This window comes from Nocardioides ginsengisegetis (assembly GCF_014138045.1).
GTDB classification, from domain to species: domain Bacteria; phylum Actinomycetota; class Actinomycetes; order Propionibacteriales; family Nocardioidaceae; genus Nocardioides; species Nocardioides ginsengisegetis.
In genome coordinates this window covers 1,557,762-1,576,590 of the sequence record NZ_JACGXA010000001.1, presented here as the reverse complement: position 1 = coordinate 1,576,590, position 18,829 = coordinate 1,557,762, and the positions used below count along the sequence as shown (strand labels likewise).

At 71.3% G+C, this 18,829-nt stretch carries 20 protein-coding genes; 9 read left to right on the top strand and 11 right to left on the bottom strand.

The window, feature by feature from the left end; genetic code table 11:
- Window position 1: 1 nt before the first annotated feature.
- The 9 genes from FB382_RS07430 (at window position 2) to FB382_RS07390 (ending at window position 8,331) form a co-directional block, all read left to right on the top strand.
- Window positions 2-1,402, top strand: coding sequence for a TadA family conjugal transfer-associated ATPase (locus FB382_RS07430; protein WP_182538027.1), 1,401 nt, complete (start codon window positions 2-4; stop codon window positions 1,400-1,402).
- Window positions 1,399-3,300, top strand: coding sequence for a type II secretion system F family protein (locus FB382_RS07425; protein WP_182538024.1), 1,902 nt, complete (start codon window positions 1,399-1,401; stop codon window positions 3,298-3,300). The genes FB382_RS07430 and FB382_RS07425 overlap by 4 nt, the downstream gene beginning before the upstream one ends.
- Window position 3,301: 1 nt before the next feature.
- Complete coding sequence (locus tag FB382_RS07420) at window positions 3,302-4,234, top strand: type II secretion system F family protein (protein ID WP_182538022.1); 933 nt, start codon at window positions 3,302-3,304, stop codon at window positions 4,232-4,234.
- The gene (locus FB382_RS22830) at window positions 4,231-5,844 is read left to right on the top strand and encodes a histidine kinase (protein WP_182538020.1); all 1,614 of its coding nucleotides are present in this window, start codon (window positions 4,231-4,233) and stop codon (window positions 5,842-5,844) included. Before FB382_RS07420 ends, FB382_RS22830 begins: the two co-directional genes overlap by 4 nt.
- Window positions 5,816-6,460, top strand: coding sequence for a response regulator transcription factor (locus tag FB382_RS07410; protein WP_182538018.1), 645 nt, complete (start codon window positions 5,816-5,818; stop codon window positions 6,458-6,460). The genes FB382_RS22830 and FB382_RS07410 overlap by 29 nt, the downstream gene beginning before the upstream one ends.
- Before the next feature lie 275 nt (window positions 6,461-6,735).
- A complete protein-coding gene (locus FB382_RS07405; protein ID WP_246377118.1) occupies window positions 6,736-6,933 on the top strand; it encodes a Flp family type IVb pilin in 198 nt (65 codons plus the stop codon).
- 275 nt (window positions 6,934-7,208) lie between these two features.
- Window positions 7,209-7,406: a Flp family type IVb pilin gene (locus FB382_RS07400; RefSeq protein ID WP_182538016.1), complete on the top strand. Its 198-nt coding sequence runs from the start codon at window positions 7,209-7,211 to the stop codon at window positions 7,404-7,406.
- A gap of 305 nt (window positions 7,407-7,711) precedes the next feature.
- On the top strand, window positions 7,712-7,909 hold the full coding sequence (locus tag FB382_RS07395; RefSeq protein WP_246377116.1) for a Flp family type IVb pilin: 198 nt from the start codon (window positions 7,712-7,714) through the stop codon (window positions 7,907-7,909).
- Window positions 7,910-8,133: 224 nt separating this feature from the next.
- Window positions 8,134-8,331, top strand: coding sequence for a Flp family type IVb pilin (locus tag FB382_RS07390; RefSeq protein WP_182538014.1), 198 nt, complete (start codon window positions 8,134-8,136; stop codon window positions 8,329-8,331).
- 10 nt (window positions 8,332-8,341) lie between these two features.
- On the opposite strand, the gene FB382_RS07385 is transcribed toward FB382_RS07390, so the two are convergent.
- From FB382_RS07385 to FB382_RS07335, 11 genes are all read right to left on the bottom strand, one after another.
- Entirely contained in the window at window positions 8,342-9,292 is a 951-nt protein-coding gene (locus FB382_RS07385; protein ID WP_182538012.1) for a hypothetical protein, read from the bottom strand.
- A gap of 3 nt (window positions 9,293-9,295) precedes the next feature.
- The gene (gene der, locus FB382_RS07380; RefSeq protein WP_246377115.1) at window positions 9,296-10,687 is read right to left on the bottom strand and encodes a ribosome biogenesis GTPase Der; all 1,392 of its coding nucleotides are present in this window, start codon (window positions 10,685-10,687) and stop codon (window positions 9,296-9,298) included.
- Window positions 10,684-11,457: a lysophospholipid acyltransferase family protein gene (locus FB382_RS07375; protein ID WP_343055517.1), complete on the bottom strand. Its 774-nt coding sequence runs from the start codon at window positions 11,455-11,457 to the stop codon at window positions 10,684-10,686. Before FB382_RS07375 ends, der begins: the two co-directional genes overlap by 4 nt.
- Complete coding sequence (cmk, locus tag FB382_RS07370; protein ID WP_182538010.1) at window positions 11,454-12,146, bottom strand: (d)CMP kinase; 693 nt, start codon at window positions 12,144-12,146, stop codon at window positions 11,454-11,456. Before cmk ends, FB382_RS07375 begins: the two co-directional genes overlap by 4 nt.
- 58 nt (window positions 12,147-12,204) lie before the next feature.
- The gene (locus FB382_RS07365) at window positions 12,205-13,284 is read right to left on the bottom strand and encodes a prephenate dehydrogenase (RefSeq protein ID WP_182538008.1); all 1,080 of its coding nucleotides are present in this window, start codon (window positions 13,282-13,284) and stop codon (window positions 12,205-12,207) included.
- A complete protein-coding gene (gene aroH, locus FB382_RS07360) occupies window positions 13,277-13,681 on the bottom strand; it encodes a chorismate mutase (RefSeq protein WP_182538005.1) in 405 nt (134 codons plus the stop codon). The genes FB382_RS07365 and aroH overlap by 8 nt, the downstream gene beginning before the upstream one ends.
- Window positions 13,682-13,794: 113 nt before the next feature.
- On the bottom strand, window positions 13,795-16,041 hold the full coding sequence (locus FB382_RS07355; RefSeq protein WP_182538003.1) for a spermidine synthase: 2,247 nt from the start codon (window positions 16,039-16,041) through the stop codon (window positions 13,795-13,797).
- Between the two features lie 153 nt (window positions 16,042-16,194).
- Window positions 16,195-16,965: a pseudouridine synthase gene (locus FB382_RS07350; RefSeq protein ID WP_182538001.1), complete on the bottom strand. Its 771-nt coding sequence runs from the start codon at window positions 16,963-16,965 to the stop codon at window positions 16,195-16,197.
- A complete protein-coding gene (gene scpB / locus FB382_RS07345) occupies window positions 16,962-17,627 on the bottom strand; it encodes an SMC-Scp complex subunit ScpB (RefSeq protein WP_182537999.1) in 666 nt (221 codons plus the stop codon). The genes FB382_RS07350 and scpB overlap by 4 nt, the downstream gene beginning before the upstream one ends.
- Complete coding sequence (locus tag FB382_RS07340) at window positions 17,624-18,487, bottom strand: segregation and condensation protein A (protein WP_182537997.1); 864 nt, start codon at window positions 18,485-18,487, stop codon at window positions 17,624-17,626. The genes scpB and FB382_RS07340 overlap by 4 nt, the downstream gene beginning before the upstream one ends.
- Window positions 18,484-18,828: a hypothetical protein gene (locus tag FB382_RS07335; RefSeq protein WP_425490133.1), complete on the bottom strand. Its 345-nt coding sequence runs from the start codon at window positions 18,826-18,828 to the stop codon at window positions 18,484-18,486. Before FB382_RS07335 ends, FB382_RS07340 begins: the two co-directional genes overlap by 4 nt.
- Between the last annotated feature and the right edge of the window lies 1 nt (window position 18,829).

Below are 18,829 nucleotides of genomic sequence, written 5' to 3'. Positions count from 1 at the left end.
CATGACACTCTCCGACCGGCTCCTGGCCGCCCAGCGAGACAGGGAGAACGCCCTGACCCCGAGCGGCAACGAGACCTCCAGCCAGGCGGCCTCCGGCGCATCCCGTCGCCAGGCTCGCGTGACGGACCCGTTCGTCGAGCTCAAGCGGCTCGTGCACACCCAGCTCGTCAGCGCCCTCGGGCCGAAGCTCTACGACGTGGACATGACGCCGACCGAGCTCGAGCAGCAGGTCCGCACGGCCCTGCACAGCGCGATCGCCGCGACCAACCAGCCGATGTCCGGCACCGACCGCTCCCGGATCACCCAGGAGATCGCCGATGACATCCTCGGCTACGGGCCCCTCGAGCCCTACCTGCGCGATCCGGACCTCACCGAGGTCATGGTCAACCGCTCGGACGAGATCTACGTCGAGAGCAACGGCCGGATCACCCGCGTCGACGCCGCCTTCGCCGACGAGGCACACCTGCGCCGCACCATCGACAAGATCGTCGCCCGCATCGGCCGTCGCGTCGACGAGACCAGCCCCATGGTCGACGCCCGGCTCCCCGACGGCAGCCGCGTCAACGCCATCATCCCGCCGCTCGCCCTGGACGGCTCGATGCTGACGATCCGCAAGTTCGCCGCCGACCCCTACACGGTCGACGACCTCATCTCCTTCGACACCCTGACCCGGCCGGCCGCCGACCTGCTGGCCGCGTGCGTCCTGGGCCGGCTCAACATCCTGGTGTCGGGCGGCACCGGCGCCGGCAAGACGACGACGCTGAACGTCCTCTCGTCCTTCATCCCGGCGGACGAGCGGATCGTGACCATCGAGGACGCCGCGGAGCTGCGACTCCACCAGGACCACGTGCTGCGTCTGGAGGCCCGCCCCTCGAACATCGAGGGCAAGGGCGCGGTGACGATCCGGGACCTGGTCCGCAACTCGCTGCGCATGCGCCCCGACCGCATCATCGTCGGCGAGATCCGCGACGGTGCGGCCCTCGACATGCTGCAGGCGATGAACACCGGCCACGACGGCTCGCTGTCCACCGTGCACGCCAACAGCCCGCGCGACGCACTCTCTCGCGTGGAGACGATGGTGATGATGGCCGGCATGGAGCTGCCGGTCCGGGCGATCCGCGAGCAGTCGAGCAGCGCCATCGACCTGATCATCCAGCAGAACCGGCTCAAGGACGGCTCGCGTCGGCTCACCGCGATCACCGAGGTCATCGGCATGGAGGGCGACATCGTCACCCTGCAGGACGTCTTCCTGTTCGACTACAGCGCCGGGTACGACGAGCACGGCGTCGCCCGTGGCCACCTGCGCAGCACCGGGCTCCGCCCGCGGTTCCTGGACCGTCTGGCCGAGCACAACGTCCAGGTCAACCCCGAGGTCTTCGCCAGCGCCGGAGTCGTCCGATGAATCGCACCGCCCTCTCCCGGGTCTCGGCCGCGTTCGGGACCCTGGCCCTGGGCGTCGCCCTCGGCCTGGTCCCGGCCACGCCGGCCCACGGCGCGGATGCCGGCTCCGGGATCACGATCGACCACGTCGAGGTCGCCGACGACGGCACCGTGTCGGTGCTGGTCGGGGTCCGAGCCGGGACGGCCGCTCCCGACCTCGGCAGCATCCACGTCTCCCTTGACGGCGCGGACGTCGACGCGGTCGGACAGTCCGTCGAGGAGGGCCAGCTCACCCGCACCACGGTGCTCGCCCTGGACGCCAGCCACAGCATGAAGGGGCAGGGCATCGCCCAGGCCAAGGCCGCAGCGACGGCGTTCCTCGACGCGGCCCCGGCCGACGTCCGCATCGGCCTGCTCACCTTCTCCAGGGGCGTCCAGAACGTCATGGCACCCACGACGGACCGGGCCGGCCTGGCCGCCGCGATCAACGGCATCGGGCTCACCCGCGGCACCCGCATCTACGACGCCGTCATCAAAGCCGTGAGCCTGTCCGGCACCGAGGGTGCTCGCAACGTCCTGCTGCTCACCGACGGCAAGGACGAGGGTGGCGGCTCGACCCTGCAGTCGGCCCTCGCCGCAGCGAAGGGCAAGGGCGTCGCCGTGGACGTCGTCGCGCTCGACCAGGCGCCCGCCGACCGGGCCCTCCTCGCCCAGATCTCTTCCGCGAGTGGTGGCGAGGTCGTGGAGGCCTCCAGCCCCGCCTCGCTGGCGCGGGTCTTCGAGGCCGAGGCTGCCGCACTCGCCCACCAGGTGCTCGTCACCTTCCCCGAGCCGGTCCACGCGCCGGCCGGGACCACGCTCGACGTCTCCCTCTCGGTCGGCGGCACGACGTACGACGACTCGGCGTTCCTCTCCCTCGGCCACCTCGGGGACAGCGGCCCCACGGTGGTGGACCCGGGGAACCCGTTGGTCGGGCGCACTGCGCTGCTCGTGGGCGGGGTCGTGCTCGGGCTGGGCCTGACCATGCTGCTCGCCCTGCTGCTCATGGGCCAGCACGGCCCGACGCGGACCCAGAAGCGGCTCTCGGAGTACTTCGGCGAGACCACTCGGACGACCTCCAGTGCGGCCGGCCTCAGGGAGACAGCGGTCAACTTCGCCGGGACCGTCGTCAAGGGTGACTTCGAGACCCGCCTCGCGCAGAAGCTGGCCGGCGCCGGGATCGCGCTGACGGCCTCGGAGTGGGTGCTCATGCACGCCGGGATCGCCGCCCTGGCCGGTTTCGTCGGCTTCGTCCTGGGCGGACCGGTCTCGATGGTCGTGCTGCTCATCGTGGGTGCGCTGCTGCCCGCCTTCGCGCTGAAGTTCAAGCACTCCCGCCGGATGAGCGCCTTCGGGGCCCAGCTGCCCGAGACCCTGACGCTCATCGCGGGCAGCCTGTCCGCCGGAATGTCCATGCCGCAGGCCGTCGACACCGTGGTCCGCGAGGGTCACGAGCCCATGGCCTCCGAGCTGCGTCGGGCGTTGATCGAGCACCGGCTGGGCATCGGGATCGAGGACGCACTCGACGGCGTCGCCGACCGGATGTGCAGCGAGGACTTCGGTTGGGTCGTGATGGCGATCCGCATCCAGCACGACGTCGGCGGCAACCTGTCCGAGGTCCTCGGGACCGTCGCGGACACCCTCCGTGAGCGCGAGTACCTCAAGCGGCAGGTCCGGACGCTGAGCGCCGAGGGTCGCCTCTCGGCCTGGATCCTGGGGGCGCTGCCCATCGTGATGTTCCTCTACATGCTGATGGCGAACCGCGAGTTCATCCGTCCGCTCTACACCCAGACCCTCGGTTGGGCGATGCTCGGTGCCGCCGCGCTGCTGCTCGCCACGGGGTCCTGGTTCATGGCCAAGCTCGCGAAGGTCGAGGTCTGACATGTCCGCCAACGTCATGCTGTTCGCCGGGGCGGGGCTCGTGCTCACTGCCCTCACCATGGCCCTGTCCATGGTCGGGGTCCTCTCCACGGAGCGACGTGGGGTGGGCCGCTCCCTGGCCGCCATCCAGGCACTCGACTCGGCGCCCGCAACGCTCAAGACGGAGCTCGAGCAGCCCTTCTCGAGCCGCGTGGTCGCTCCGCTCGGCGAGAAGCTCGTCGGGATCGGCCGCAAGCTCGTCCGAGCCGGCACTGCCGAGCGGATCCAGCGGCGCCTCGACATCGCCGGCAACCCCATCGGCTGGGACGTCGCCCGGATCATCGGCCTCAAGGTCGCCGCGATGGCCGGTCTGGGCGGCTTCGGCCTGTTCTACAGCGTCACCTCGGGGGCCGCGCCGCTCAAGCTGCTCGTCATCACCGTGGGCGCGGCCTGCTTCGGCTACCTGCTGCCCAACGTCCTGCTCTACAACGCCGGCCAGAAGCGCGAGACCCTGATGCGCTGCGCGCTGCCGGACGCCTTGGACCTGCTCACGATCTCGGTGGAGGCAGGCCTCGGCTTCGACGCCGCCGTGATGCAGGTGGCCCGCAACACCCGCGGCCCGCTCGCCCAGGAGTTCTCCCGGTTGCTCCAGGAGATGCAGATCGGCGTGGGCCGCTCGGACGCGATGCGCGCCATGGCCGAGCGCAGCACCATCGCCGAGCTGAAGACGTTCTGCATGGCCATGGTCCAGGCCGACAGCCTCGGCATCCCCGTCGCGAAGGTCCTCCGTGTCCAGAGCAAGGAGATGCGGGTCAAGCGTCGCCAGCGGGCCGAGGAGAAGGCCCAGCAGGTGCCGGTCAAGATCATGATCCCGCTCGTGCTGTTCATCCTGCCGTCGCTCTTCACCGTGATCGGTGGCCCCGCGGCACTCCACATCATGGACGCGATCAAGTGAGAACCGTCGCCGACGCCAGCCCCTGGCGAGTCACCACCGCGGTCCGGGTCTTCGCCCTGGCCACCGCGGTCGGTCAGCTCGTCAGCGCCGACACCCTGGGCATCGTCGGCGTGGTCGCTCTGCAGCTGGGCTGCGTGGCCGCGGTGTGCTCAGCCCTGGAGCTGACGCCGCTGGGCCGTCGGCTGCCGTGGGTGACGGTGCTCGAGGGTGTCGCGGTGGTCGGTCTCCTGGGACTGGCCAACGGGCCGGTGGAGCCGCTCCTGGTCTACCTCGCGGTCCCGACGGTGGTCGCCGGCGTGCGTCACGGCGCCCTCGCCACGGTCAACACCTCGCTCTCCACCGCGATGGCGCTCCTGGCCATCCAGGCGCTCACGTGGTCACACGTCGAGACCGGTCCGACGCTGGGATCGGTCCTGCCCTGGCTCGTCCTGGGCCTGGGGGCCGGGATGCTCGCGTCGCACCAGACGCAGTCCGTGCGGCGCCTCGAGGCGGTGCGCGCGCCCTACGCCGCCGCCAACCGGCTGGTCGGCACCCTCCACTCGGCAGCCACCGACCTGCCGCAGGACCTCGACGTCATCCTCCACTCGCGGGCGCTGGAGTGCACCATCCGCCCACTCGTCGGCGCCGACGCCTCGGCCGTGCTGGTCCGCTCGGGCCTGATGACGCTGGAGACCCTCACGTCGTACGGCGACCTGGGCGTGGTCGACGACGAGCTCGCCCGCCGCTGCATGTCCGCGATGCGCGCCGAGCAGCGGGGCACCATCGTCGCGCTCCCTCTGCGGGTCGGCGAGCACGTCTTCGGCGCCCTGCTCCTGACCTGCCACCGGCCGCTGGCCAACGCGGTGCTCGCCTCGATCCAGGAGCAGGTCGACGAGCGGGCCATCCTGCTCGACACCGCCGTGCTGCTCGACGGCGTCCGATCCCTGGCCACCAACGAGGAGCGCAACCGCCTCGCCCGTGACATCCACGACGGGGTCGCCCAGCAGATCGTCGCCCTCGGCTACCTCGCCGACGACCTCGCCGCGCTCAGCCACGACCCGGACACCCGTCAGGGCGCCGAGGACCTGCGGGTCGAGGTGACCCGCCTCGTCAACGCCTTGCGCTTCTCCGTCTTCGACCTGCGGCAGGACGTCGCCGACGCCGGCAGCCTGTCCGGTGCCCTCTCCGACTACGCGGGTCAGCTCGGCACCCACAGCGACCTGCGGATCCACCTCACCCTCGACGAGCGGGGGTCGCGACTGACCCGACGCACCGAGGAGGAGCTGCTCCGGATCGCCCAGGAGGCGATCGCCAACGTTCACAAGCACGCACACGCCGTCAACGTGTGGGTGCGGCTGGAGGTCCACGGCACCGACGCGACGCTCGTCGTCGCGGACGACGGTGTGGGCGGAGCGACGTCGCGACCTGGCCACTACGGACTGCACACGATGCGCGAGCGCGCGTTGCGCATCGACGCCGACCTCGAGGTCGGCCCCCGGTGCGACGGCGGGACCGTCGTGACCCTGATGACTCGCCGCGAGGCACCCACGGGCTCGGGCCCGGACAGCACCACCACCCCGAGAACCGACGGAAGGCACTCCCATGGCGATCACCATCTTGCTGGTCGATGACCACGACCTCATCCGGCAGGGGCTCGCGCACGCCTGCGAGCGCGACGCACGGATGACCGTCGCCGGGCAGGCGGGCGACGTCGCCTCCGCCCTCGCGGCGTGGCGCACGCTGCGGCCCGACGTGGTCGTCACCGACCTCCAGCTGCCGGACGGCACCGGCCTCGACCTGATCCGCGCCATCCGCGAGGAGAGCGCCGACACAGGGCTGGTGATGCTGACGATGCACACGGGCGACGCGCAGATCCTGGCCGCCCTCGAAGCCGGGGCGTCCGCGTTCCTCGGGAAGGAGTCGCGCGGGGCCGAGGTCGTCTCGGCGGTGGCACACGCCGCCAAGGCCCCGCGCAGCTTCCTGTGCTCGGGACTGGCCGGTGCCGTGATGCGCCGTGCCACCGTCGCCGCAGGCCGTCTGACCCCGCGCGAGCAGCAGGTCCTCGAGCTGCTCGCCGAAGGCCTGGGCTCGGCCGAGATCGGCGCCCGTCTCTACCTCGGAGAGTCGACCGTCAAGACCCACATCGGGCGGATCTACCACAAGCTGGGCGTCACCAACCGCGCCCAGGCCCTCGTTGCCGCGATGCGGCTGGGACTGCTCTTCGAGCAGCTCTCCACCGCCGGCTGAGCAGCGGTCAACGGCCCCCGGAAACGAGCCGCGCACCCCTGGTGGGGTGCGCGGCTCCTCTGCGTCCGGGTGGTGTGTCGAGCAGCCACCGAGGACCTCCTACGTTGGGCGTCGAAGGGGCCCCGACAGCGTCTCAGGATTGGCCCGAAGTGACTACTTCCGGCGAGACGAGGACAGGACTTCCGGGCTCCTGGCAGATCGGACCATGGAGATGTGAACGGGTTCCAGTGGGGGGCTCGGAAGCAACGCCAGTCAACTGTCCGAAGGGGAATCCAATGATCGACAAGCTGCAGCTCATGACCCTGATGCTCATCAACGACCTCAAGACGCCGCGTCGCAACGACAAGGGCGCCACCGCCGTCGAGTACGGCCTGCTGGTCTCGCTGATCGCCGCCGTGATCATCGTCGCCGTGTCCACGCTCGGCGGCAAGATCAACACCGCCTTCGGCGTGATCAACACCAACCTGAAGTGACCTGAGGTCACCCAGACCGGGGGGAAGGGCCGGCGCCGCACACCGTGCGGCGCCGGCCTTGTGCTGTGCCGGCAGGGCCGGTGCCAGGGCACTGAGCAGGGACCGAGACGGATGGAAGCGCGGAGGGCCCTGTCCGCGCCCGCGGAGTGGTTCGAACGGACTACGACCGCCGAGACGAGGACGGGACTTCCGGGCTCCCGGCCGCTCGCACCATGGAGATGTGAACGGGTTCCACAGGGGGCTCGGAGACCGACACCATTCCGAAGGGGAATCCAATGATCGACAAGCTGCAGCTCATGACCCTGATGCTCATCAACGACCTCAAGACGCCGCGTCGCAACGACAAGGGCGCCACCGCCGTCGAGTACGGGCTGCTGGTGGCCCTCATCGCCGCCGTCATCATCGTCGCCGTGTCCACGCTCGGCGGCAAGATCAACACCGCCTTCGGCGTGATCAACACCAACCTGAAGTGACCTGAGGTCACCCAGACCGGGGGGAAGGGCCGGCGTCGCACACCGTGCGGCGCCGGCCTTGTGCTGTGCCGGCAGGGGCGGTGCCGGCAGCGGCGGTGCCAGGGCGCGAACGGGCTCCGACGATCGGCACCGGACTCGCCCCGTGCGACACCCGGGCAGTGGTCCGAACGGACTACGACCGCCGAGACGAGGACGGGACTTCCAGGGCCCCGGCAGATCGCAACATGGATATGCGAACGGGCTCCACCAAGGGGGGCTCGGGAGAACGACACAGACCGCCAGCACAGACACACAAGGGGAATCCGATGATCGAGAAGCTGCAGTTCATGACCCTGATGTTCATCAACGACCTCAAGACGCCGCGCCGTGACGACAAGGGTGCCACCGCCGTCGAGTACGGCCTGCTCGTGGCCCTCATCGCCGCCGTCATCATCGTCGCCGTGTCCACGCTCGGAGGCAAGATCAACGACGCCTTCGGCGTGATCAACACCAACATGAAGTGACCTGAGGTCACCCAGACCGGGGGGAGGGGCCGGCGCCGCACACCGTGCGGCGCCGGCCCCGTTTTCCGTGCAGGCACTCGCGGCCCGGTCCCTGGTCACAACGGGCCATGCCGGCTGAGACGAGGATGGGACTCCCCGGGCTCCCGGCGGCACGACCATGGAAGGTGCCGGCATGGTCCAAGGGGGACGCCACACTCAGGGCCGGCACACGTAAGGGGACTCCGATGGTCGAGAAGATCGTGCTCTGGTCACTGACGGCCCTGCTCGGCGGCCCGTCGTCCGCCCGCGACCAGCGAGGCGCAAGCGCGGTCGAGTACGGCCTGTTCCTGGCCCTCATCGCCGCCGTCATCATCGTCACGGTCACGACCATGGGCATCAAGGTCGGCAACGCGTACGACTCCGTGGTCACGCTCTGGCCCTGAGACCGGCGGGTCAGTGCGTCGCGGCGCTGTCGTCGGTGACCTTCAGCGACGAGGTGTCCACGGCCACGAACGCGGTGGCGGGGATGCGCTTCAGGTCGGCGACGAGGCGATCGGGCCAGTGCCGGTTCTGCTCACCCTGGAAGAACCAGGGCGAGCCGTTGTCGGCCAGCACCAGGCCGTACTTCTTCATGGCCCGGACGACGGCTCGAGCGCCCGCGGAGAAGTTGTCGGGTGTGAACGAGGCCTTCAACCGGAACCGGGCTCCCATCGGCGGGTAGCGCAGGCTGTCCTTCGAGCCGGCGTCGTGCCTGGCCGGCCACAGGTGGTGCCTGCTGGTCACGTCGGTGGTGAAGCGGATCGCGTGGTCCACGCGTCGGGCCCTCACCTCGTTCCAGCGCAACAGGCCCGGCAGGATCGGTAGCCCGGCCGCGTCGGCCGACGTCCAGCCGTCCGGACGCAGGCGGTCGGAGCCGAGTGACCACACCGCACCCGAACCGGCCTTCCAGTGACCGTCCCTGACCCGCGTGGCCCAGGTCTCGTAGAGCTTGCAGGCACCGCGGTCCACGACGATCGCGTGCATGTCTCCCCCGCTGTTGCGGCCGCCCTCGATGCGGGTGTCGGAGCCGAACGGGTAGCGGACCCGGTCGCTCTCCGACGCGTAGGTGAAGCGCACCGGCACCCTGGGGTGCGAGTGCGCCACGACCGTGACCGGGATCCCGTAGTTGGGGCCGTCGCCGTACGACGAACCGAAGTCGGGGTGCAGGTCGACACCGGTCGACATGTGCGAGAGCCACTGCCGGCTCCGTGCGTGCACGGGCAGGCCGCGGATGTCGGCGTGCCAGTAGTTGTCGGCCGGGAACACCCGGCACGACGTGCCGCCCACCGGCTTGGCCTGGCTCGCAGGCATCGTCGCGGTCGTCAGCGTGACGACCGTCAGGGCAAGGACTGCGAGCCGGTGCATGGCCTACCTCTTCCGCTTCTCCCGCGGCCGCTGCTGCAGGACGATGGGGGTGCCCACGAAGCCGAACTCCTCGCGGAGGCGACGCTCGATGTAGCGCTCGTAGGACGCGTCGAGCTTGCCGCTCGTGAACAGGATGAAGACCGGCGGGGCCGTGCCGGCCTGCGTCGCGAAGAGCACCCTGGGCTGCTTGCCGCCCCGCACGGGGTGCGGGTGCTCGGCCACGAGGCGGCCGAGGAACGCGTTCAGCGCACCCGTGCCGATCCGGGTCTCCCAGCCCTCCAGGGCCTTGTCGAGCGCCGGCACGAGGCGGTCGACGTGCCACCCGGTGCTGGCGGTGATGTTGATGCGCGGCGCCCACTGGACCTGCACGAGCTCGCGCTCGATCTCGCGCTCGAGGTAGTAGCGGCGCTCGTCGTCGACGAGGTCCCACTTGTTGAACGCGATGACGAGGGCCCGGCCCGCCTCCCGGATCGTCTGGATGATCCGGATGTCCTGCTCGGAGATGGACTGGCCACCGTCGATGACGAGCACGGCGACCTCGGCGCGGTCGATCGCGGTGGTGGTGCGCAGCGAGGCGTAGTACTCGTGGCCGGACGCCTCCTTGACCCGCTTGCGGATGCCGGCGGTGTCGATGAAGCGCCAGGTCCGGCCGCCGAGCTCGATCAGCTCGTCGACGGGGTCCACCGTCGTGCCCGCGGCGTTGTCGACGACGACGCGGTCCTCCTTGGCCAGCTTGTTGAGCAACGAGGACTTGCCGACGTTGGGCTTGCCGACGATGGCGATCCGTCGCGGGCCGCCGACCTCGTGCTCGCGCTCCGGGGGCGGCTCGGGCAGCGCGGCGAGGACGGCGTCGAGCATGTCACCCGAGCCGCGACCGTGGAGGGCCGAGACCGGGTAGGGCTCGCCCAGGCCGAGGTTCCACAGGCCGTAGGCCTCGGCCTCGGTCCGCTGGTCGTCGACCTTGTTGGCGGCGAGCACGACGGGCTTCCCGGAGGCGCGCAGGATCCGCACGACCGCCTCGTCGGAGTCGGTGATGCCGACCGTGGCGTCGACGACGAACAGCACCGCGTCGGCGAGGGTCACGGCGACCTCGGCCTGGGCGGCGATGCTCAGCGCCAGGCCCCGGGCGTCCGGGTCCCAGCCGCCGGTGTCGACGACGGTGAAGGCGCGGCCGTTCCAGTTGGCGTCGTACGAGACGCGGTCGCGGGTGACACCCGGGACGTCCTCGACGACAGCCTCACGGCGGCCGATGATCCGGTTGACCAGCGTCGACTTGCCGACGTTGGGACGACCGACGACGGCCAGCACCGGGACCGGGCCGAGCGCCTCGCCGCCGGTCTCGCCGACCGCCGGCTCGGTGTCGGCGGACTCGGTGGGGGTGGTCCCCTCGCTCATGATGCTCCTTGCTCGGTGACCCCGGTGGCGGGGTCGGGTTCGACGTCGTGGATGGGCAGCGGACCAGGCAACGAACGGCCGGTCGACGCGCGGGCGTGGTCCAGGTGGGCCACGAGGTGCTCACGGAGCAACACCGAGGCACGCTCGACTTGTTCCCGGGTGCGGGGCCAGGGCTGCGCGTCGAGGGTGATCGGGGCGCCGAAGACCATGTCGACGACACCGCCGCGGGCCGGCAGCGAGTTGGTGCCGCCGCCCGGTTCACGGCTGCCGAGCATGACGACCGGCACGACCGGCGCCCCGGACACGAGGGCGAAGTACGCCGCGCCGCGGTGGAAGCGCTGGAGCTCACCCCCGCCGCGTCGCCCCTCGGGGTAGATGCCGACGGCCCGGCCGTCGCGCAGGACGCGGAGGCAGGTCTTCACCGCCGCCGGGTCGGTGTGGAAGCGGTCCAGGGGGATCTGCCCGGACGCGTGCAGGAAGCGCCCGAGCCGGCCGCGGAACATCTCGACCTTGGTCAGGGCGTGCACCGGTCGGGGGGCGAAGATCGCCAGCAACGGTCCGTCGACAGCGCCCACGTGGTTGGAGGCGAAGATGACCGGTCCGGTCGTGGGGACCACGTCCGTGCCGTGCAGGCGCACGCCGAATCGGCGCCGGATGGCCCATCGGGCCAGCGGGCGCAGCGGCGAGTAGAGGAAGGTGCGGACCGGGGGCCGCGTCGCGTCGGTGCGGGGCAGTGCGCGGTGGTCCTGGTCGAGGAGGGTGGGCGTCACGCGGATGCCTCCACCGCCTCCACGAGGTCGACGACCAGCCCGATGACCTCGTCGAGGGAGTACGGCGTCGTGTCGAGGTGCACGGCCCCCTCGGCCATCGTCAGCGGGGAGACGGTGCGGCCGGAATCGATCTTGTCGCGGGCGAGCAGCGACTGCTGGGTCGCGGCGACGTCGGAGCCGCCCTCCTCGGCAGCGCGACGCAGGGCGCGTGCCTCGGGGTCGGCGGTGAGGTAGACCTTCACCGGAGCGTCGGGGGCCACGACGGACCCGATGTCACGGCCCTCGACGACGATCCCGCCGTCGGCGGCGATGATCGAGCGCTGCAGGTCAAGCAGGACCGCGCGCACCTCGGGGACGGCGCTCACCGGGGACACCGCCCCCGTGACGGCCTCGCCGCGGATCGCCTCCGCCACGTCCACCCCGTCCACGGTGATGGTCGGTGCCAGGGGGTCGGTGCCGGACTCGATCCGGGCCTCTCGCGCGCGGGCGGCGACAGCGGAGGGGTCGCTCACGTCGACGCCGTTCTCCAGCATCCACCAGGTCATGCCGCGGTACATCGCCCCCGTGTCCAGGTAGCGCAGTCCGAGCCTGGCCGCGACGCCACGCGACGTGCTGCTCTTGCCCGAGCCGGACGGTCCGTCGATCGCCACCACGAGCGGCACGAGCGGGGCGGGGGCACTGCTGGACACGCGGAACCTGCTTTCGGGAAGACACCTGTCCGACGACAGGAAATGTGCAGCCCGCAGCCTACCGGTGGGTCACCCATCCGCGAGATTCCAGCGAGGCCAGCAGGTGGTCGGCGCGGGCCTCCTCGACCAGCAGTTCCACGAGACCCACCGGGCGGCCCGGGTCGTGGTCGATGTGGATGTCCTCGATGTTGACCTCGCTCGCCCCGGCGTCGGCGAAGAGCCGGGCCAGCTCGCCCGGGTGGTCCGGGACCGAGACGAAGACCGAGCGCTGCGGTCTGGGTGGCCCACCGTGCTTGCCGGGGATCGCCTGGGTGCCGGCCTGGCCGCGCGCGAGGAGGGCGCCCAGCTGGTCCCGCTCCCCCGTCGTGACGGCCTCGATGAGGAGCTCCAGCTGCCCGCGCACCTCGGAGAGCAGGCCGAGCACAGCGGGGGCGTTGCCCTCGATGATCTGCTCCCAGAGCGCGGGGTCGCCGCCGGCCACGCGGGTCACGTCCCGGACGCCCTGTCCGGAGAGTGCGAGGTGGTCCGCCGGCGCGTCGGCGAGCCGTCCGGCCACCAGCACGGCCAGCAGGTGCGGCACGTGCGAGATCCGCGCCACCGCGCGGTCGTGCTCGTCGGGCGCCATCGGCACCGGGGTGGCGCCGCAGGCCTCGGCCAGTGCCGTCACCGCTGCGACCGCCCCGGGATCGGCGTCCGGGTGCGGGGTGACGGCCCAGGGACGACCGTCGAAGAGAGACGACGAGGCGGCCAGCGGACCGGAGCGCTCGGAGCCGGCCATCGGGTGCGAGCCGACGTACCGGCCGCGACCCGGGTGCTGGCCCACGGCGGCGAGCGGGGCGCTCTTCACACTGCCGACGTCGGTCACGACCGCCTCGGGGTACGTCGCCAGGGCGGCACCGATCTCGGCACCCAGCAAGTCGGGTGGCACGCAGACGACGACCAGCGCGGGAGCGCCCTGCCCAGGGGCGGGAACGCCGGCACCGAGCTGGGAGGCAGTGCGGACGTTCTCGGCGACGAGATCGCGCAGCCAGACCTCGACACCCTGGCGGTGCAGGGCGAGACCGATCGAGGTCCCGAGCAGGCCGGTCCCGACCACGAGCACCGGACCCCGCACGGCCGTGGCGATCGCCTCAGCCATCGGCAGGCTCGTCCGCGCTGTCCGGCACGGCCCGGACCCGGGTCAGGTCGGAGCGCAGGGCGGCGGCGCCGTGCAGGTAGACGTGGGTGATGTCGGCGCGCGGGAGGTCGGTCTCCACGTGAGCCATCATCCGCACGACCCGGGGCATCGAACCCGCGATCTCCAGCTCCCGCGCACAGATCAGCGGCACGTCGCCGAAGCCCAGTCGGCGGGCGGCGTACGCCGGGAACTCGCTGACCAGGTCGGAGGTGGCGGTGAAGATCACCGAGATGAAGTCGTCGACCTCGAGGCCGTTGGACGTCATCACATCGGTCACCATCTCCGCCACGCGCTCCAGCATGTGGTCCCGGGTGTCCGAGTCGAGCTGGGTCGCACCGCGCACCGCTCTCACTGCCACGTCATCTCCTGGTCGCCACGTCCGTCTGCACTGACCGGACAACCCTAACGAGGCGGCACTGGTGCGACCGACCGCCGGTCGCCACATGGGCGCGTGGTGGCCCTGGTGGTGGCCTAACGGAGCACGGACAGCACCGATGAGTAGTCATCGGTCCAGGCCACGCTCCGCCCGCTGAGTGCGGACCACCCCGGCCGCTGGGCCAGTGCCTCGAGGGTGTCGTTGTCGGGTCCCATCACGACCCAGACCGCTCGGACCCCGCCCGCCGCCGTGGAGGTGCCCGTGCGCACGAGGGCGGTCCAGCCCAGGGAGGCTGCCGCCGCCTGCAGGACGGGTCGCAGGTCGAAGGTGCGGTTGGTGATGTGGAAGGCAAGGGATCCGCGGTCCGTGAGCTTGTCGGCGTACATCTCGATGGCCTCCTGCGTGAGCAGGTGCACCGGGATGGCGTCGGAGCTGAAGGCGTCGAGGACGAGCAGGTCGAAGGATCCATCGGGTTCGCGCGAGAGACCGAGACGCCCGTCCCCGGTCACCGTGGAGATGGCGGCCCGACTGTCGTGCAGGTAGCTGAAGTACCTCGGGTCCTCGGCGATCCGGACGACCTCGGGGTCGATCTCGAAGAACGTGAAGTGCTGTCCGGCCCGGCCGTAGGCGGCCAGGGTGCCCGCGCCCAACCCCACCGCGCCCACCGACTCGAGGCCGAGCTCGTCGGCGACCGCGAAGACATCGCCCAGCGGGCCGTCCTTCGCGTAGTACGTCGTGGGCACGTCCCTCCGTGTCGGGTCGAGGAACTGCGTGCCGTGGACGGTCGTCCCGTGCACGAACGTGTGGGTGGTCCCGTCGTCGAGCACCCGGTAGGTGCCGTAGAACGTGCGGGTCTGCTCGATCACCCCGTGCCTGCCGATCGCGGCGTTCGAGCCGCAGAGCACGAGGACGGCGGCGAGCGCGAGCGCCGGGTGCTGCGTGAGGAGCCAACCCAGGGCGCCCGTGGCCAGCAAGAGCGCCGTGACCCCGAGGAGGCCGCTCGGCAGCTGGGTGATCCCGACACGCAGCCCGAACACCGCCACGCCGACCGCGATCAGGACGCAGGCGGCCCGCACCAGGTTGGCGCGAACCTGCCTGGAGATGAACCCGCCCCGGGGGGCGGCGACGCCGATGAGGAGCAGCGGCACCGCCGACAACGCGATCGGGTACTCCAGCACGCTGGAGAAGATGGCGGGTGCCAGCAGGCCGTTCAGGAGGCCGCCCAGGACACCACCGACCGCCACCACCAGGTAGAACAGCGTCAGCTGGTCTGCGTCGGGGCGGTCGACGGCCAGACGTGCGTGGGCGGCGTAGGCCACGGTCACGAGCATCAGCATGCTCGTGGTGATGCTGACTGAGATGGGCAGCGAGGCCCCGCCCAGGGACACCAGGGCCTCCACGAGCCCCAGTGCCACCGCCAGCCTCGTCGCGGTGGCCGGGATCGCCCGCGAACGGCGCGCGAAGGCCAGCACGAAGGATCCGAGGTAGAGGGCCAGCGGCACGACCCACAGCAGCGGAATCGCTGCGACGTCGGTGGACAGGTGCGTGGTCACGCCGAGCATCAGCGTGGAGGGCAGCATGGCCAGCAGCGCCCACACCAGCATCCGCCTCGTGGACGGACGCACCCGGCCGGGCGGCCGGAGCGTCTCATGAGCGGCGGGCGGCGACGGAGCGGACCGGCGCTTTCCGGCCACCAGGGCACACGTGGCGGTGAGCACGAGGAACACCCCATAGGCGATCGACCACCAGACCCGCTGCTCGGCGAGGGTCAGGCGCGGCTCGACCCACAGGGGGTAGGCCAGGAGCCCGACGAAGCTGCCGAAGTTGCTCGCCGCGAAGAGGAAGTACGGGTCGTCGGACCTCGGGCCCGACGTCCACGAGTACCACTTCTGCAGCAGCGGGCCCGTCGTGGCCACGGCGACGAAGGGCAGGCCAATGAGCAGCACCAGCGTGCGGATCAGCCAGAGTGCCGGCGTCGCGCCGCTCGGTGGTGCGGCATCGGCAGGAACGGCCAGCGGGAGCACGACGAGGGGCAGCACCAGGGCCACGAGGTGCGCCCGTGGCTGCCACGTCCTGCCGAGCCGCGTGGTCGACCAGTGGCAGTAGCCGTAGGCCAGCAGCAGCAGGGACTGGAAGAAGAGGGAGCAGGTGCTCCACACGGTCGCCGATCCGCCGTACGAGGGCAGCAGGAGCTTGGCGACGAGCGGCTCGACGACGAAGAGCAGGCCGGCACCGAGGAACGCCGTGATGGTGAAGAGCACGGCCGTCAGCCCCGTGGCACGCTCCGTCGCCGGTGGCGGCGCGGCAACGCCCTGCCTCGCGACACTCTGGTCGATGGCCATGACGTCCTCACTCCCCCACGTGATCGCTCCACGACCACGCTAGGAGCGGTCCAGCGCCCTCGGGCACGAACCGGCCGGAATGAGCCGAACGGATGGCGGCCCACGAGACGATCGGAGGACGCCCCGTCCGGTCCACCGAGCCGGAGCCCAGACTCAGAGCTGGGCGCTGTCCAGCAGCTCGCCGAGCTCGGCGAGCGTCAGCTCGCGCATCTCGCCCGACCGCAGCCGCCCGAGCGAGACCGGCCCGATGGCCGTGCGGGTCAGCCGGCGCACGGGGAAGCCGACGTGGTCGAGCATCCGTCGGACGATCCGGTTGCGGCCCTCGTGGATGACCAGCTCGATGATCGTCCGGCCGGGCGCGTTCTTGCCGTGCGCACCGCTGACGATCCGGGCCTGGGACACGGTGACCGGGCCGTCGTCGAGGGTGACCCCCTCGAGCAGCTTCTTGACGGTGCCGCGGTACATCTCGCCCTCGACCTCGGCGACGTACGTCTTGTCCACCTCGTACGACGGGTGCGCCATGCGGTTGGCGAAGTCGCCGTCGTTGGTGAGCAGGATCAGCCCACTCGTGTCGGTGTCGAGGCGGCCGACGTGGAAGAGCCGCTCGGGACGGTCCGCGACCAGGTCGGACAGGTTCCGGCGGCCCTCGGGGTCCGACATCGTCGAGACGACACCGCGCGGCTTGTTCAGCACGAGGTAGACGTGGGGCGAGATCGGCGGGAGCCGCTTGCCGTCGACCCGGATCACGGCGGTGGCCGGGTCGACCTTGGTGCCGAGCCGGGTCACGACCTCGCCGTCCACGACCACGAGCCCCTCGAGCATGAGCTCCTCGCACTTGCGGCGGGAGGCGACGCCGGACTGCGCCAGCAGCTTCTGCAGGCGGATCAGTCCGTCGTCGTCGAGCTGGAGGCCGGAGTCGTTCACTCCCCGACCGTATCGCCGGTCGAGGTCGCTTCCGAAGTCGGCGACGCCTCGGCGGTCGTCCCGTGGGACGCCACGCGCTCGAGCTCGTCCTCGAAGTCGTCCATGTCCGGGAGGTACGGCGCCAGCTCGGGCAGGTCGTCCAGCGACGTGACACCGATCCGCTCGAGGAAGTAGCTCGTCGTGCGGTAGAGGTTGGCGCCGGTCTCGTGGTCCTGCCCGGCCTCCTCGACCAGCCCGCGCGTGAGCAGCGTGCGCATGACGCCGTCCACGTTGACCCCGCGGATCGCGGAGACGCGTGCCCGCGACACGGGCTGCTTGTAGGCGACGACCGCCAGGGTCTCCAGCGCCGCCTGGGTCAGGCGCGCCTGCTGCCCCTCGAGGACGAAGCCCTCGACGACGGCGGCGTACTCCTCACACGTGTAGTAGCGCCAGCCGCCCGCGACGTTGCGCAGCTCGAAGCCGCGGCCCTGCTCGGTGTACTCCGCCGCCAGCGCCGACAGGGCGGCCTCGACCTCGCCGACGGGGTAGCCCACGGCCGTGGCCAGGCCGACGGAGTCCAGCGGCTGGTCGGCGACCATCAGCACGGCCTCCAGGGAGGGTCGCAGGTCCGCGACGGGCACGGCGAGCATCTCGCCCTCGTCGGTGGTGGACACCTCGGTCATGCGTCTGCTCCCTCAACGTCGGGCTCTGGTGTGGGCTCCGGCTCGGCCGGGGCGCCCTCGAACTCGTCGATCTCGAACTCCTCCTCGTCGCTGCCGGTCCAGCGGACCGTCAGCTCGCCGAGCGGGGTGACCTGGTCGAAGGCGACCGCCCCCTCGCGGAAGAGCTCCAGCAGCGACAGGAACCGCGCCACCGTGGTCAGCGTGTCCGGGGAGTCGCCGCACAGCGAGCGGAAGGTCAGCGTCCCGCTGTGCTTGAGCCGCTCCACGACGATGGCGGCCTGCTCGCGGACACTGACCTGGTTGGCGTGGATGTGCTGGAGGGAGACCTCCAGCACGGGCTTGGGCTCCATCGCCTTCGAGGCGAGCGCCGCGAACTGCTCCAGCCCGATGCCGATCAGCACCTCGGGGAGGAGCGTGGCGAAGCGCTCCTCGAGACCCACCGCCCGCGGGTGCCGCTTGGTCTCGTCGGCCAGCCGGCCCTCGAGGACCGCGGCGACCAGCTTGAAGGCGCGGTACTGGAGGAGCCGGGCGAAGAGCAGGTCGCGGGCCTCGAGGAGCGCGAGATCCTCCTCGTCCTCCACGTCGCCGGAGGGCAGCAGCCGCGCGGCCTTGAGGTCGAGCAGCGTCGAGGCGACCAGCAGGAACGACGTCGTCTGCTCGAGGTCCCACACCGGCCCGCCGGCCTTGACGTGGGCGATGAACTCGTCGGTCACCTGCGACAGCGACACCTCGGTGATGTCGAGCTTGTGCTTGGAGATCAGGCTGAGCAGGAGGTCGAAGGGACCCTCGAAGTTCTCCAGCCGCACCTCGAACCCGGGCGTCTGCTCGACGTCGCTCCCGGCGTCCCTGGCGGCGGTCATTCCTCGGTCAACCGCCGCACCAGGGAGCTGTCGTCGCCGCGCTCCTCGAAGTCGGCCAGCACCAGTGCCACCGCCTCGCGGACCAGCCGCCCGCGGTCGACGGCGAGCCCGTGCGTACGGCGCAGCAGCAGCCGTGCGTGCTCGATCTCCAGCAGCTCGTCGGAGGTGACGTAGACCGTCATCTTCTCGTCGTGCCGCACCCGGCCGCTGGGCTTCTTGGCCGCCCCGGTGTCGGCAGCGGCGTCAGGAGTCGCATCGGTGCCGGACTCCTCCGGCGCGTCCGGAACCGCCCGGACCTTGGCCCCCTGGGTGGGACGGAACAGGTCGTCGGCGGCCGGCAGG